This window comes from Xinfangfangia pollutisoli (genome assembly GCF_020179405.1).
Taxonomy (GTDB): Bacteria; Pseudomonadota; Alphaproteobacteria; order Rhodobacterales; family Rhodobacteraceae; genus Pseudogemmobacter; species Pseudogemmobacter pollutisoli.
Window position 1 is genome coordinate 13,521 of sequence record NZ_JAICBZ010000033.1, and the last position, 14,603, is coordinate 28,123.

Consider the following 14,603-nt stretch of genomic DNA (forward strand, 5'->3'; position numbering starts at 1 on the left):
GGTCAGGCGCCCCCTCCCCCGGGCCGCAGGCCTTGCAGGGTCACTTGCCCTGCAGGCTTTCGACATATTCGGCCAGCTGCACCAGCCGCAGCGGCGTGGGCGAGGCGATGCCATCGCCCGCATCATAGGGCACCAGCGGGCTGTCCAGCAGCGGGCCGAAATTCGGCATCGGCGTATCGCCATATTTGCCGGTATAGCCCCAGATCTTGGCCATGACCCGCAGCTTCGGGAAGTCGCCCTTGTTGCGCTTGGCCAGCGTGGTCAGATCGGCCGGATGCCGCGGCAGGCCCTCGGCGCCTGCGCCATCGCCCTTGCCGCCCGGCCCGTGGCAGGCGGCGCAGTAATCGGCGAAATCCTGCGCCCCGGTCGGCTGCTTTTCTTCCATGCAGCCCGCCAAAGCCAGCGCCGCCACCAGACCCAAAGCCCGTTTCATCGCCCCACCTCCACCACAAGACCGGCCTCAAGCCGCACCACGCGGTCCATCCGCGCCGCCAGTTCCAGATTATGCGTCGCGATCAGCGCCGCCATGCCGGTGGATCGTACCAGATCCATCAGCGCGCCGAACACCTGATCCGAGGTCGCCGGATCCAGATTTCCGGTCGGCTCATCGGCCAGCAGGACCCGCGGCCCATTGGCCAGCGCCCGGCAGAAGGCGACGCGCTGCTGCTCGCCCCCCGACAGGGCCGCCGGCCGGTGCCCGGCCCGATGCGCCACGCCGACCCGGCCCAGCAGATCCTGCGCCCGCGCCTCGGCCGCGGCTTTGGCCACGCCATTGGCCAGCTGCGGGATCACCACATTTTCCAGCGCGGTGAATTCCGGCAGAAGATGGTGGAACTGGTAGATGAACCCCACCTCGCCGCGGCGGATTTCGGTGCGCGCGCGGTCGGACAGGCCGGCGATCTGGCGCCCGCCCAGGGCCACGCGGCCGGAATCCGGCGCATCCAGCAGCCCCGCGATGTGCAGAAGCGTCGATTTTCCCGCGCCCGAAGGCGCCACCAACGCCACAACCTCGCCCGCCGCCACCGTCAGCGAGGCGCCGCGCAGCACCAGAACCTCGGATGGTTTGCCGCGGTTGTAACCCTTCTCGATGCCGTCCAGAACCAGCGCGTCACTCATAGCGCAGCGCCTCCACCGGGTTCATCCGCGCCGCGCGCCGGGCCGGCAGGATCGTGACGACAAAGGACAGGACCAGCGACAAAAGCGTCGCGACCAGCACGTCATGGCCCTGCAGCCGCGCCGAAAGATGATAGATCGGCCGCACCGTCGGATCCCACAACCCGCCGCCGGCGATCCAGTTGATGAAATCGAAGATCGGGGTGAAGTAATAGCTGAACAGGCTGCCCAGCGCGACGCCCAGAACCGTGCCCACCAGCCCGGTCAGCGCGCCGCACAGGAAGAAGATCCGCAGCACCGAGCCTTCGGTCAGCCCCATCGTCCGCAGGATGCCGATGTCGCGGCCCTTGTTCTTCACCAGCATCACCAGCCCGGAAATGATGTTCATCGAGGCAATCAGCACCAGGATCGACATCAGGATGAACATCATATTGTCCTCGACCGTCAGGGCGCGCAGGTAGTTGCCCGCGCTTTGCTGCCAGGTCCAGGTCATCACCTGCCCGCCCGCCGCCGCGGTCAGTGGCGCGACATAGGCGTCGATGTTTTCGGGGTCTTTCACCATGACCTCGAATTCATCCGCCACGCCTTCGGCGTTGAAATAGGCCTGCGCCTCGGACAGGGTCAGATAGGCGCGGGTCCGGTCGATCTCGGGACTGCCCGAGGTGAAGACATAGACCACCTCATAGGCATTGGTGCGCAGGCTTTGGCCCATCGCGGTCTTCGGCCCGTCGGGCGAGATCACCCGCACCCGGTCGCCCACCTGCACGCCCAGATCGCGCGCGATGCCCGAGCCCAGCGCCAGCCCCTGATCCAGCCGCGCGATATCGCCGAAATCGTCGCCGCCCGTGGTCATCGACGGAATCGAGGCCACGTCTTCCGGCGCCATGCCGTAGATCTCGACTCCGGAATTGCCGTCGATGGATTGCAGCATGGCCTGGCCGCGCACCAAAGGCGCCACGCGCGTCACCCCCGGCACCTCGGCCAGCTTTGCCGCAACCTCTTGATAATCCGGGAAACCCCGCAGCTTGCGGCCCTGGTCATCCATGCGCCAATTGTAGACCGTGACATGGCCATTCGCGCCCAGAAGCGTGGTCACAAACTCCTCGCGGAAGCCGGCCCGCACCGACATGACCGCGACCAGGGCAAAGACCGACAGCATGATGCCCAGGACCGAGATCCAGGTCATCACCGAGATGCCGCCCTCGGCCCGCCGCGCCCGCAGATAGCGCCAGGCAATCATCCATTCGAAACCCGCGAAGGGTGCTGTCCTGCCTGTCATCTGCCTGCCCGTTCTGATTGGCTGCAAACTGGCCCGCGCGGGGGCAAAGGTCAAGGAAGCCGGCGCCTCTTCGCCGATCGCCGCCGAAATAGGCAAAACTGCCCTTGGCGGCGGCGCTTGGGCCGTGGCACGAGGCTCACGCCCGCGTGAGGGCGGGTCAGAACGACCAAAGAAGACATAGAATTAGACGAGGACATCAGATGCGTATCCTTCCCCTTCTTGCAGCGCTTGCCACGGTGACCGCCCTGTCGGCCTGCAAGGACGAGGTTTCCTGCACCGAAGCCGAGGCGCAGAAGAAAGCCACCGAACTGGCCAACAAGATCACCGAGGTCGGCACGGCCGATCCGTCGAAAATGGCCGCGCTGATGCCGAAGCTGCAAGAGCTGTCGACCAAGGCCGCAGCCGCGCCCGACGATCTGGCCGCGACCTGCAAGGCGATGGACGATCTGATGGCGGAACTGTCGAAGTAACCGGCCGCGCCGGATCTGGGGCGGGCCGCAGGGCCCGCCTTTCCCTAAGGCGTCAAGGCCTTCAGGCCACCGAAACCGCGATGGCGGCGAAATGCAGGCCCGCGGCCACGGCCACGAAGACATGCCAGATCGCGTTCTGGAACTTCAGCCCGTGCCAGACATAGAAGCCGACGCCGGCGACATAGGTCAGCCCGCCCGCCAGCAGAAGCCACAGCGACAGCGCCGGAAGCGCGGCCGTGACCGGGCCGATGGCGATCACCCCGACCCAGCCCAGCAGGATATAGGCCAGGATCGACAGCCGGTCATAGCGCCCGGGCAGCACGACCTTGATCACAATGCCCAGCGCCGCCCCGGCCCAGACCACCGCGCCCAGCGTCCAGGACCAGGCGGCATGTTCCAGATGCGGGATCACCGCCGTATAGGTGCCGGCGATCATCACATAGATCATCGAATGGTCGAAGCGCCGCAGCAGCCATTTCAGCGCCGAGGGTGGCGTCATGTTATAGGCCAGCGAAAAGCCCCACATCAGGAAGAACCCCGCCGCATAGACCGCCAGCGCGGCGAAGACGCCGATCCCGGCCGTGCCCAGCGCATGGAACAGCAGCAGCGGAAAGGCGATCAGCCCGGCCAGCAGGGCCATGGCATGCACGATGCCGTCGGCCAGCAATTCTCCGGTCGAGAAGCTGCGTTTGAACAGGCGGGGATGGGCGTCTGGCAGGGTCATTCGGTCAGTCTGCGGCAAAGGGATTAGGGAAAGATGACGGTGCGCCCGCGGCGGGGCAAGTGAACTTGGCGTCATCTGACGCAACGGCACAGCCGCTGTCACCGCAATGTCGCGCCCGCCCTTCGGCCAAGCCTGGCGCATCCGACAGCCCTGGGTGGAATTGGCGGTTGACCTTGCCCGTCCCAGCGTCAAGGCTTGGCCCGTTCCCTGCCAGATCCGAGGTCCGAGATGACGATTTCCCGCCGCCTTTTCCTGACCGGCACCGCCGCAGGCACGGCCACGCTGCTGCATCCCTGGTCGGCGCGCGCCCAGGCCGGCCAGGCGCATCTGCGCATCCTGTCGACGACCGATGTGCATTGCCACATTTATCCTTACGACTATTACGCCGACAAACCCAATGACACGCTGGGCCTGTCGCGCACCGCCGCCCTGATCGCCGCGATCCGGGCCGAGGCGACCAACTCGGTCCTGGTCGACAATGGCGATTACATCCAGGGCAATCCCTTGGGCGATTACATCGCCTATAAGAAGGGCATGGCCGAGGGCGACACCCATCCGGTCATCGCGGCGATGAACACGCTGGGCTATGATGCGGGCACCGTGGGCAATCACGAGTTCAACTACGGCATCGACTTTCTGGAACATGTGAACAAGACCACCACCCGCCCGGTGGTCTGCGCCAATTTCGCCACCGAACTGGGGGCGCGGCCCACCGAGGACAAGCTGTTCTTCGAACCCTTCACCGTGCTGGAACGCACCCTGACCGATGGGGCGGGGGTCGAGCGCCAGATCAAGATCGGGCTGATCGGCTTTGTCCCGCCGCAGATCCTGCAATGGGATGCGGGCCATCTGGCCGGCAAATACGCCACCCGCGACATTGTCGAGGCTGCGCAGGCCTGGGTGCCGAAGCTGCGCGAGGCGGGGGCCGAGATCGTGATCGCGCTCTCGCATTCCGGCGTCTCGACCGACGCCTATACGCCCGGAATGGAAAACGCCTCGTACCATCTGGCCGATGTGCCGGGGATCGACGCCATCGTCATGGGACACGCGCATCGGGTCTGGCCGGGCGAGGATTATGCCGGCGACGGGCTTGATCCGGCCACCGGCAAGATCAAGGGCGTGCCTTCGGTGATGGCCGGCTTCTGGGGCTCTCACATGGGGTTGATCGAGCTGATGCTGGATCATGACGGCACGGCCTGGAAAGTGGCGGATGGAATGGCCGAGGCCCGCCCGATCTATCTGCGCGGCGAGGATCGGACCGTGACCCCCACGGTCGAGGATGTGCCCGAAGTGCTGGCCGCCGCCAAACAGGGCCATGAGGAGACGCTGGATTATGTCCGCGCCGAGGTCGGCCAGACCGATGCGCCGCTTTATTCCTATTTCGCGCAGGTGGCCGACGATCCTTCGGTGCAGATCGTCTCGCTGGCGCAAAGCTGGTATGTGGCGCAGCTGTTGAAGGGCACGGAACATGAAGGCCTGCCGCTTCTGTCGGCGGCCGCCCCCTTCAAGGCCGGCGGGCGGGGTGGGCCCGACTATTACACCGATGTGGCCAAGGGGCCGGTGGCGATCAAGAACGTGGCCGATCTGTATCTGTACCCGAACACGGTGCAGGTGGTGCGGATCACCGGGGCGCAGGTCAAGGAATGGCTGGAACGCTCGGCCGGGATGTTCAACCAGATCGAGGCAGGGGCGCAGGATGCGCTGCTGCTGAACCCCGATTTCCCGGCCTATAATTTCGACACGATCGACGGGGTGACCTACAAGATCGACCTGTCGCAGCCGGCGAAATACGACACGGGCGAAGGCACGCTGGTGAACCCGGATGCGAACCGGATCAAGGATCTGATGTTCAACGGCGCGCCCATCGACCCGGCGCAAGAGTTCATCGTGGCCACCAACAATTACCGCGCCTCGGGCGGCGGGCATTTCCCGGGCGCCGATGGCACGACCATCATCCTGGTCGCGCCCGACACCAACCGCGACGTGATCGTGCGCTATATCGTCGAACAGGGCACGATCTCGCCCTCGGCCGATGCGAATTGGAGCTTTGCGCCCGTCGAAGGCGCGACGGCGATCTTCGAGACCGGCCCGAAAGCGGCGGATTATCTGGCCGATGTGCAAGCGCGCGGGCTGAAAATCGAGCCGGCGGGAGAAGGCGAAGGCGGCTTCGCCCGGTTCCGGATCGCGCTGTAAGGCAAGGCGGGGCAGCCCCGCCCCACTTGCCAGAGAAACGCAAAACCGCGACCCTGCCTTTGATCAAAAGAGGCAGGGTCGATGTTCAAAACTGTTGCCGAGTTCCTTGACCCGAAAAACGGCTACGCGCCGAGCAGGGCTGAACGGCGGCTGATTGAGGCGGTGCAGGCGGGTAAGGCCTGTGTCCTTTGCGACCCAAAGAACCCCCAGCGCCCCGCCGCCGCCACCGACACCACCCGCATCCGCGCCTCGCTGCTGCGCCTGCTGATCATCGGCGGAACGCCGGACTGCGGCCTGCATGAATGGGGCGTGGCGCTCTATGGCGGCTGGATCGAGGGCCGCCTCGACATCGCCTATTGCGCCGCCCGCGGCCAGACCCTGCTTAACTTTTGCCACTTCGACACGCGGCCGATCTTCTACAACACCCAGCTCCGCCAGCTGAGCCTGGCGGACAGCGTTTTTCCGGGCCTGCTGGCGCAGGGCGCCAAAATCGACGCCGGCTTGGTCCTAAGACGCAGCCGCTCCACCGGCACGGTTGATGTCAACTCCGCGATGATCGGCGGACAATTTTCCTGCATTGGCGGCAATTTCGACGGCGCGGGGGGCGAGGCGCTGAACGCGCAGGGGGTGGAAACAGGCGATAGCGTCTTTCTCAGCGAAATCACCGCCAAGGGGGCGGTTGACGTTAACGCCGCGAAGATCGGCGGGCAGCTTGACTGCACCGGCGCCAATTTCGACGGCGCGGGGGGCAAGGCGCTGAACGCGCACGACTTGGAAACAGGCGATAGCGTCATCCTCCATAAAATCACCGCCAAAGGCACTATCGATATCAACAGCGCGAAGATCGGTGGGCAGCTTTCCTGCACTGGCGCCAAACTCGACGGTGCGGCGGGCAATGCGCTGAACGCGCAGGGGGTGGAAACAGGAGACAGCGTCTTTCTCAGCGACCTGACTGCCAGGGGCACCGTCGACCTCAACGGCGCGAAAATCGGTGGGCAGCTTGCCTGCAGCGGCATCATTTTCGACGGCGCGGGCGGCGGAGCGCTGAACGCGCACCGGATGCGCGTGTCCGAGGGCCTGTATCTCCGGGGCCTGGCCAAGCCCCCACAGGGGCGGGTCGACCTGTCCGGGGCCCATGTCGCCGAACTGGTCGACGATCTGGCAAGCTGGCCAACCGGCCCTGATGCACTGATCCTGGACGGCTTCACCTATGACCGGATCGACGGCGGCAACAATACCAGCTTTGCCGCGCGGCGGCGCTGGCTGGAAGCGGGCTCTGTCTGGCAAGGCGAGTTTCGCCCCCAACCCTATACGCACTTGGCCCGGGTGTTGCGGCAGATGGGTCATTCGGTCGAAGCGCGCAAAGTTTTGTGCGAGCGAGAGCGACTGCTTGCACAACACCGCCTGGCCGCCGACCGCGCCGCTTATAAGCGCGCCCTGAACGGCGATCCGACCGAAAAGGGCGATGCGGGATGGATCTGGCTCCGAATGACCCTCGCCCGCATATGGTCGGGCATGGCCCGCCGCCTGGCCGGCTATGGTTACGCTCCGCAATGGTCCTTCTACTGGGCCTTTGCCCTTTTCGTATTCGCCGCCCTCCTTGCCCAACTCGCCTGGTCGAGCGGCGGCTTCGCTCCGAATTCCGCTGTGATCCTCACCTCGCCCGGCTGGCAGGAGATCACAGCAACCGACTGCCTGCCCGAAGCCACGCCGGGCTGTATCGAGAACCCCGCCGCCGTATGGTCGGACAAGTCCACGCCCAGCCCCAGCGGCGCGGTGTTGGGGGTGGATTGGGACAGTTTCAACGCCTTCGCCTATGCCGCCGATCTGGTCGTGCCGATCCTCGATCTGGGCCAGACCGATGCCTGGGCGCCCTCGAAAGACCGGGGGTTTTGGGGCTGGCTGTTGTGGTGGGGCCGCTGGGCGCTGGGGATCGCGGGCTGGCTGGTCTCGGGCCTGGGCATTGCCGCGGTCACCGGCGTGATGCAGCGCAACCAGCCCGATTAACGCGCTTTGGCAGGCCCGCTAAAGCGTTAAAGGGCCCGGCTGCCAAAGCTGCACCCGGGCCTTTTCTTTGCCCTTACCGATGGGCCGCGTAGATTTCGGCCACGCGGGCCACCGCCGCCTCGGGCGACATCTCTTCGCTTTCGCCGCTGCGGCGGCTGGTCAGTTCCACCACGCCATTGGCCAGACCGCGCGGGCCGACGGTGATCCGCCAGGGCAGGCCGATCAGGTCCATCGTCGCGAACTTGGCCCCGGCGCGTTCATCGCGGTCATCGTACAGGGGCTCCAGCCCGCGGGCCAGCAGCGCCTTTTCCAGGGCGTCGCAGGCCGCATCCGCCGCGCCGTCACCCTGTTTCAGGTTCACGATGCCGACCGGGAAGGGCGTGACGCCCTCGGGCCAGATGATGCCCTTCTCGTCATGGCTGGCCTCGATGATCGCGCCCAGCAGACGCGAGACGCCGATCCCGTGCGAGCCCATCTCGACCGGCACCTTGGACCCGTCGGGCGTGGTCACCGTGGCGCCCATCGCGGCCGAGTATTTGGTGCCGAAATAGAAGATCTGCCCCACTTCGATGCCACGGCCCACCTTGCGATGCGCCTCGGGAACCTGCTCGAACAGCGCCGCGTCATGGGTTTCATCCGTGCGGGCGTAAAGCGTGGTGAATTCGTCGCAAATGCCCAGCACTTCGGCGCGGTTGTCGAAATCAACCTCGCGGTCGCCCAGTTTCAGCTGGGTCACGCGGTCATCATAGAAGACTTCGCTTTCGCCGGTCGAGGCCAGGACCAGGAATTCATGGGTATTGTCGCCGCCGATCGGGCCCGAGGCCGCCCGCATCGGAATGGCGGTCAGGCCCATGCGTTCATAGGTGCGCAGGTAGCTGACCATATGGCGGTTGTAGGCATGCAGCGCGGCATCGCGGTCAAGGTCGAAATTGTAGCCGTCCTTCATCAGGAACTCGCGCCCGCGCATCACGCCGAAGCGGGGCCGCATCTCGTCGCGGAACTTCCACTGGATGTGGTACAGCGTCAGCGGCAGGTCCTTGTACGAGGACACGTTCGACCGGAAGATGTCGGTGATCATCTCTTCATTGGTGGGGCCGTACAGCATGTCACGCTCGTGCCGGTCCTTGATGCGCAGCATTTCCTGGCCGTAATCGTCGTAACGGCCCGACTCGCGCCACAGATCGGCGGGTTGCAGCGTGGGCATCAGCAGCGGGATATGCCCGGCGCGCTGCTGTTCCTCATGCACGATCTGCTCGATCCGGCGCAGCACGCGGTAGCCCAGCGGCAGCCAGGAATAGATCCCCGCCGCCTGCTGCTTGATCATCCCCGCGCGCAGCATGAAACGGTGCGAGACGATCTGCGCCTCGGCGGGGTTTTCCTTGAGAACGGGCAGGAAGTAGCGGGTCAGACGCATGAGGCGCGGCCTTTGTGGCAAGGGGGTCGGATGCGTTCCTAGCGGGAAGCGCGGGTCCGGGCAAGAAGGGGTGGCGCATCGGGCCCGGGCCGGCGGCGGGCGCGGGTCAGGACCAACGCGATCAGGGCAAGGCCTGCGCCGGTCAGGAAGGTCAGGCGCAGGCCGCGGGTCAGCGCCTCGGCCGCGGCTTGGGCGGGGTCGCCGGCGGCAAACGCGAAGACCGCGCCAAGCCCCGCGGCCCCGGCGATCAGGCCCAGGTTGCGCGCCAGCGCCAACAGGCCCGACACGGTGCCGCGCCGCCCCTCGGGCAGGTCGGCCAGGGCGCTGGTGGTGTTCGCGGCCTGACACAGCTGATAGCCCGGCGTCAGCAGCATCAGGGCCAGCACATAGCCGGCAACGCCGGCCAGACCGGGCAGCAGCGCCAGCGCCGTGGCCCCAAGAACCAGAAGCACCAGCCCCAGGGTCAGAACCGGCGCCGGACCAAGACGGTCAACCAGCCGGCCCGCGGGGATGCCGGACAGGATCGACCCGACCGGCCCGACCGCCATCACCAGCCCGGCCTGCGGCGCCGACAGATGCAGCGCTCCGGTCAGGTAGAACGGCCCGACGGTCAGCGTCGCCATCATCACCGCCGCGACCAGAAGGGGGACCGCCAGATTGGGCAGAACCGCGCGGTCAAGCGCCGCGAAGAGGCCAGAGGACTGCCGAGCGGGGGCCTGCCCCACGGGGGCCGGCCGGTCCGGGGGCAGCAGGACCAGCGCCATCCCCAGCGCCACCAGCGCCAGCGGCAGTTGCAGCCAGAACAGCCCGCGCCAGCCCGCGACCGGCAGAAGCGCCCCGCCCAGCACCGGGCCAAGCGCGGTGCCCAGCGCCGAGACCGTCCCCAGAAGCCCCATGGCGCGGCCCACCGCCCCGGGCCGCGCCGTCTGCCGCATCAGCGCCAGGCCCAGCACCATCATTGCCGCAGCCCCCAGGCCCTGCACGGCCCGGGCCGCGATCAGGGCCGCAAGACCGGGCGCCAGGGCCGCGCCCAAGGCCCCCAGCGCGAAAAGCGACAGCCCCGCCGCCAGCACCCGCTTCATCCCCAGCCGGTCGCCCAGCCGACCCGCCAGAACCACCGCCAGGGTCAGCGTCGCCAGATAGGCCGTGACCACGCCCTGCACCTGCGCAAAGGGGGCTGCAAGATCCTGCACCAAGGCCGGCAGGGCCACATTGGCAATGCTGGTCCCCAGCGCCGCAAGCAAGGTCGCCAAGGCCAGCGCGGCCCCCGGCCCCGCGCCGCGCCCGCCCCCCGTCTGCCCCTGTGTCGTGACCTGATCCATCTGCCTTCTCCCTTGCCAGCGCTTCGATTCGGCGGCATCGTGCCACTTCAAGCCGACTTGAGGTCAACATGCAGTTTCTCGACATTGGCGAGGTCGCCCAGAAGGCGGGCGTCGCCGCCTCGGCCCTGCGGCATTACGAGGCGGCGGGGCTGATCGCCTCGGTCGGCCGCAAGGGGCTGCGGCGGCAGTTTCCGCCCGAAGTGCTGATGCAGCTGAAGGTGATCGCGCTGTGCAAGACCGCCGGCTTCACCCTGGAAGAGATTGCCGGGATGTTCGGCCGCAACGGCATGCCCGACCTGCCCCGGGCGCGGCTGCGCGGCAAGGCGGACGAGATCGGCGCGAAGATCGCCGAATTGACGGCGCTGCGCGAGACGCTGGAGCATATGGCCGCCTGCAAGGCGCCCTCGCATCTGGAATGCCCGTCGTTCCGGCGCCTGATCGAGACGGTGGGAAAGCCCGGCGGCAGCGCCGGCCCGGCGCCCTGACCCCCGCCCTAGCCGGCTTTCGCCTTCGGCAGGCCCTCGCCCAGCAGGTCTTCCACGAAAAACGCCGCGAACTGGGCGCGGCCTGAAACGCCCGCCTTGGAATAGATCCGCGTCAGCTGGGCGCGCACCGTGCCTTGCGCGGCGCCCCGCAGCTCGGCGATCTCGGCCACATCCAGGCCCTTCAGCGCCAGAAGGCCCACGTCGCGCTCGGCCGGCGTCAGGCCCCAGGCCTGGAACTGCGCCTCGATCACCGCGCCCAGCGCGCCGCGCGCCACCTCAAGCGCGGCCTCCTGTTCGCGCAGGGTTTCCAGCGTGCGCCGCAGCGCGAAGGCGCCGAAGATCACCCCCAGGATCAGCGTGGCGGTCACCAGCGCCTCGAAGAGGAAATGAACCGAATCGGGATCCGAGCGCAGATCGGCAATCACATCGCCCAGGAAGAACACCGAGGCCAGCGACTGCACCACAAGGAAGATGGTCAGCGCCAGGCTTTGCCGCCGGGCCGCCGCCGAAAGGTCCGAACTCATCCGCGCCGCCGCCCCCGCCGGCCCAGAACCATGGGCGCCAGCAGATTGCGCCGCAGCGCCAGGGATTCCACCGCAACGCCCGCCACATGCAGCGCCGCCAGGAACAGGATCAGGCTCGACGTCACCTCATGCACCTCTTCGGCCAGATGGCGCAGGGTCGCGCCGTCCTGATCATCGCCCTGCCCGTCCGAGGATGCAACCAGCACCGACCAGTCGCCCGCCGCGACCGCCGCCTGATCGGCGGCCACCTGCATCGGCGTGCGCCCGCCCGACAGCACCAGCCCGGTGCCGATCAGCACCGCAAGGCAGGCCCACAGCACATAGGCCATCATCGCCCCGGCGGGATTGTGCGATCCATGCAGCCCCGGCCGGCCGCGGGCCAGCTGGCCCAGATGGCGCAGCGCCGCGACCGGATGGGGCGGAAAGGCCGAGAACCGCGCCTCGCGCGGGCCGATCAGCCCCCAGATCAGGCGCAGGGCCAGGATCGACATCGCCACCCAGCCCAGCGCCACATGCAAGGCCCCCCCTCCCTTGGTCCAAAGCCCGTTCAACAGCACGATCATCGCGACCGACCAATGCGTCAGCCGCACCACCGGATCCCAAAGGGTCGGCGGGGTGCCGGCATCCGGCGCGGGCTCGTCCTTGCGGAGGGGAAGCACGGTCATGGATCACTCCTCGCCCTTGACCTCGACCACCTTGCCCGAGGCAGGGTCGATATAGACTTCCAGCGCCTTGCCCGAGGCATCGTCGCTGCATTTCGCCTCGATCTTGCCGTCCTCGGCCTCGAACTCCTTCACGGTGCAGCCCTTGGCCTTCAGCGCCGCGGTGGCGGTCTCGGGCGTGGTGCCGACCTCGTCGCCCACGGCGGGCGCGGCCTGGGCGGCAAAGGGGGCGGCGCAGATCGCCAGGGCCAGGGCCAGGGCGGGAACAGTCACACGGGTCATCGTCTTGCCTTTCACGAAGGTTGCAAAGGCCGGGGGCCATCGGCCGGTCCGGCGGGCCCTTGCTGCCCCGCGCAGCCCGGTGCCGTCGATCCGCAGCGCGTTTACAGGCCCCGCCCTAAGCGGTGGCTGACGGCCAGTTTCCGCCGGCCCCGCCAAGGCGGCGCGCGGGACTTGCGCCATCGCCCCCCCTCTGCCATCTGAAAGAGAACAAAGGAGCGCGCATGGCCCTGCCGGTTCGAGAACAAGCGAAATACTGGGGCATCGCCGCGGCGATTTTCCTGATCCTGCTTTGGCTTCTGGGCAATGTGATGCTGCCCTTCCTGGTGGGCGGCGCCATGGCCTATTTCCTGGACCCGGTCGCCGACCGGATGGAGCGCTGGGGCCTGTCGCGCACCGCCGCCACCGCGGTCATCGCGCTGGTCGCGCTGCTGATCGTGGTGCTGCTGGTGCTGGCGATCATCCCCACGCTGGTCAATCAGGCGATTGCCCTGGTCAATGCCGCGCCCGAGATCGCCAAGCGGCTGCAGGGCTTCCTGCTGGAGAAATTCCCCGAGCTGACCGATTCGACCTCGACCATGCGGCAGACGCTGGCCGATATCGGCACCACGATCCAGTCGAAGGGCGGAGAGCTGGTCAACGCGGTCTTCTCGTCGGCGCTGGGGGTCGTCTCGGTGGTGGTCTTCCTGCTGGTCGTGCCGGTGGTGGCCTTCTACCTGCTGCTGGACTGGGACAAGATGATCGCGCGGGTCGACAGCCTGCTGCCGCGCGACCATGCGCCGGTGATCCGCCGCCTGGCCCGGGAAATCGACGTCGTGCTTGCGGGTTTCGTGCGCGGCCAGGTTTCGGTCTGCCTGCTGCTGGGCCTGTATTATTCGGTCGCGCTGATGATCGCGGGGCTGCAATTCGGCGTGATCGTCGGCGCCATCGCCGGCACGATCACCTTCATTCCCTATGTCGGCGCGCTGGTGGGCGGGGTTCTGGCCATCGGCCTGGCGCTGTTCCAGTTCTGGGGCGACTGGGTGTCGATCGGCATTGTCGCCGGCGTCTTTGCCGTGGGCCAGTTCATCGAGGGCAATATCCTGACGCCGCGGCTGATGGGCCGCTCGGTCGGGCTGCACCCGGTCTGGCTTCTGGTCGCGCTGTCGGTCTTCGGCTCGCTTTTCGGGTTCGTCGGCATGCTGGTTGCCGTGCCCGTCGCCGCCTCGCTGGGGGTGCTGACCCGCTTTGCGGTCGAGAAATACCGTGAAAGCCTGCTTTACACCGGGCGGGGCGAGGCGCCCGCGGCCTCGGGCAGTCTGGTGCTGGACCTGCCGCCCACGGCCAGCGTGACGGTTCAGGTGGCGCCCGCCGCCGCGCCCGCCCCTGCCGCCGTGGCCGGGCAAAGCGTCAGAAAGGACAGCGCGGGGTGAGCCGGCAACTGGCCTTCGACCTGCCGGCCCAGGAAAATCTGAGCCGCGCCGATTTCGTCGTCTCGCCCGCGAATGCGCTGGCGCTGGCGGCGATCGGGGCCTGGCGCGACTGGCCGCTGGGCAAGATGCTGATCGTGGGCCCCGCCGGCGCCGGCAAGACCCATCTGGCGGCGATCTGGGCGGCCGAGACCGGGGCGCCGCGTCTGGCGGCGGCCGATCTGGACGGGCTGGACCTGGCCGCCTTCGACGGCGCGCCGGCGCTGGTGGTCGAGGATGCCGAAGCGGTCGCGGGCAAGCCCGCGCTGGAAGAGGCGCTGTTTCACCTGCACAATCTGATCCTGCGCTCGGGCCCGCTGCTGCTGACGGCCAAGACCCCGCCGCGCGACTGGGGGCTGCGCCTGCCCGACCTCTACAGCCGGATGCAGGCCGCCGCGCTGACCCGGATCGAGGCGCCGGATGACGCGCTTCTGTCGGCCGTTCTGGTCAAGCTGTTCGCCGACCGTCAGCTGGCGGTCGCGCCGCAGCTGATCGCCTATCTGCTGCCGCGGATGGACCGCACCATTGGCGCCGCGCGCGCTTTGGTGGCGGCGCTGGATGCGCTTGCCCTGGAAACCGGCCGCGCCATCACCCCGCGCCTGGCTGCCGAAATTCTGGATCGCGAGATTCTGGACAGCGGCGCGGCGGAATGCTGATCTGTCATCAAAGCTTCACGCGTGTCA

The 14,603-nt window shown here is 67.6% G+C and carries 15 protein-coding genes; 6 read left to right on the forward strand and 9 right to left on the reverse strand.

Annotated features, from left to right (window positions below):
- Window positions 1-40: 40 nt before the first annotated feature.
- The 3 genes from K1Y73_RS11380 to K1Y73_RS11390 are packed head-to-tail and all read right to left on the reverse strand — an operon-like array spanning window position 41 to window position 2,392.
- Window positions 41-433, reverse strand: coding sequence for a c-type cytochrome (locus K1Y73_RS11380; RefSeq protein WP_225028415.1), 393 nt, complete (start codon window positions 431-433; stop codon window positions 41-43).
- Window positions 430-1,116 carry an ABC transporter ATP-binding protein gene (locus K1Y73_RS11385; protein ID WP_225028416.1) on the reverse strand — a complete coding sequence of 229 codons (687 nt, stop codon included), beginning with the start codon at window positions 1,114-1,116 and terminating at the stop codon, window positions 430-432. Before K1Y73_RS11385 ends, K1Y73_RS11380 begins: the two co-directional genes overlap by 4 nt.
- Window positions 1,109-2,392, reverse strand: coding sequence for a lipoprotein-releasing ABC transporter permease subunit (locus K1Y73_RS11390; protein ID WP_225028417.1), 1,284 nt, complete (start codon window positions 2,390-2,392; stop codon window positions 1,109-1,111). The genes K1Y73_RS11385 and K1Y73_RS11390 overlap by 8 nt, the downstream gene beginning before the upstream one ends.
- A gap of 200 nt (window positions 2,393-2,592) precedes the next feature.
- Between K1Y73_RS11390 and K1Y73_RS11395 the strand changes: the two genes are divergently transcribed.
- Window positions 2,593-2,862, forward strand: a complete 270-nt coding sequence (locus K1Y73_RS11395; protein ID WP_225028418.1) for a hypothetical protein — start codon at window positions 2,593-2,595, stop codon at window positions 2,860-2,862.
- Between the two features lie 61 nt (window positions 2,863-2,923).
- Here K1Y73_RS11395 and trhA read toward each other — a convergent pair whose 3' ends face one another.
- Window positions 2,924-3,586: a PAQR family membrane homeostasis protein TrhA gene (gene trhA / locus K1Y73_RS11400; RefSeq protein ID WP_225028419.1), complete on the reverse strand. Its 663-nt coding sequence runs from the start codon at window positions 3,584-3,586 to the stop codon at window positions 2,924-2,926.
- Between the two features lie 228 nt (window positions 3,587-3,814).
- Between trhA and K1Y73_RS11405 the strand changes: the two genes are divergently transcribed.
- Both K1Y73_RS11405 and K1Y73_RS11410 read left to right on the forward strand, forming a co-directional pair.
- A complete protein-coding gene (locus K1Y73_RS11405; protein WP_225028420.1) occupies window positions 3,815-5,779 on the forward strand; it encodes a bifunctional 2',3'-cyclic-nucleotide 2'-phosphodiesterase/3'-nucleotidase in 1,965 nt (654 codons plus the stop codon).
- Between the two features lie 81 nt (window positions 5,780-5,860).
- Complete coding sequence (locus tag K1Y73_RS11410; RefSeq protein WP_225028421.1) at window positions 5,861-7,786, forward strand: hypothetical protein; 1,926 nt, start codon at window positions 5,861-5,863, stop codon at window positions 7,784-7,786.
- A 73-nt stretch (window positions 7,787-7,859) separates the two neighbouring features.
- On the opposite strand, the gene proS is transcribed toward K1Y73_RS11410, so the two are convergent.
- Together proS and K1Y73_RS11420 are read right to left on the reverse strand one after the other, a co-directional pair.
- Complete coding sequence (gene proS, locus K1Y73_RS11415) at window positions 7,860-9,200, reverse strand: proline--tRNA ligase (protein WP_225028422.1); 1,341 nt, start codon at window positions 9,198-9,200, stop codon at window positions 7,860-7,862.
- Between the two features lie 38 nt (window positions 9,201-9,238).
- Window positions 9,239-10,522 carry an MFS transporter gene (locus K1Y73_RS11420; RefSeq protein ID WP_225028423.1) on the reverse strand — a complete coding sequence of 428 codons (1,284 nt, stop codon included), beginning with the start codon at window positions 10,520-10,522 and terminating at the stop codon, window positions 9,239-9,241.
- 68 nt (window positions 10,523-10,590) lie between these two features.
- On the opposite strand from K1Y73_RS11420, the gene K1Y73_RS11425 reads away from it, so the two are divergent.
- Window positions 10,591-11,007, forward strand: a complete 417-nt coding sequence (locus tag K1Y73_RS11425) for a helix-turn-helix domain-containing protein (protein WP_225028424.1) — start codon at window positions 10,591-10,593, stop codon at window positions 11,005-11,007.
- A gap of 8 nt (window positions 11,008-11,015) precedes the next feature.
- On the opposite strand, the gene K1Y73_RS11430 is transcribed toward K1Y73_RS11425, so the two are convergent.
- From K1Y73_RS11430 to K1Y73_RS11440, 3 genes are read right to left on the reverse strand one after another with little or no spacing between them, the layout of a single operon-like run.
- On the reverse strand, window positions 11,016-11,531 hold the full coding sequence (locus K1Y73_RS11430; protein WP_225028425.1) for a helix-turn-helix transcriptional regulator: 516 nt from the start codon (window positions 11,529-11,531) through the stop codon (window positions 11,016-11,018).
- On the reverse strand, window positions 11,528-12,196 hold the full coding sequence (locus tag K1Y73_RS11435) for a cytochrome b/b6 domain-containing protein (RefSeq protein ID WP_225028426.1): 669 nt from the start codon (window positions 12,194-12,196) through the stop codon (window positions 11,528-11,530). Before K1Y73_RS11435 ends, K1Y73_RS11430 begins: the two co-directional genes overlap by 4 nt.
- 3 nt (window positions 12,197-12,199) lie before the next feature.
- Window positions 12,200-12,475 carry a PepSY domain-containing protein gene (locus K1Y73_RS11440; RefSeq protein ID WP_225028427.1) on the reverse strand — a complete coding sequence of 92 codons (276 nt, stop codon included), beginning with the start codon at window positions 12,473-12,475 and terminating at the stop codon, window positions 12,200-12,202.
- A 221-nt stretch (window positions 12,476-12,696) separates the two neighbouring features.
- On the opposite strand from K1Y73_RS11440, the gene K1Y73_RS11445 reads away from it, so the two are divergent.
- Both K1Y73_RS11445 and K1Y73_RS11450 read left to right on the forward strand, forming a co-directional pair.
- Window positions 12,697-13,884 (forward strand): AI-2E family transporter, encoded by a 1,188-nt coding sequence (locus K1Y73_RS11445; RefSeq protein ID WP_225028428.1) that lies wholly within the window; start codon window positions 12,697-12,699, stop codon window positions 13,882-13,884.
- Complete coding sequence (locus tag K1Y73_RS11450; RefSeq protein ID WP_225028429.1) at window positions 13,881-14,576, forward strand: P-loop NTPase family protein; 696 nt, start codon at window positions 13,881-13,883, stop codon at window positions 14,574-14,576. Before K1Y73_RS11445 ends, K1Y73_RS11450 begins: the two co-directional genes overlap by 4 nt.
- The last annotated feature ends 27 nt before the right edge of the window (window positions 14,577-14,603 follow it).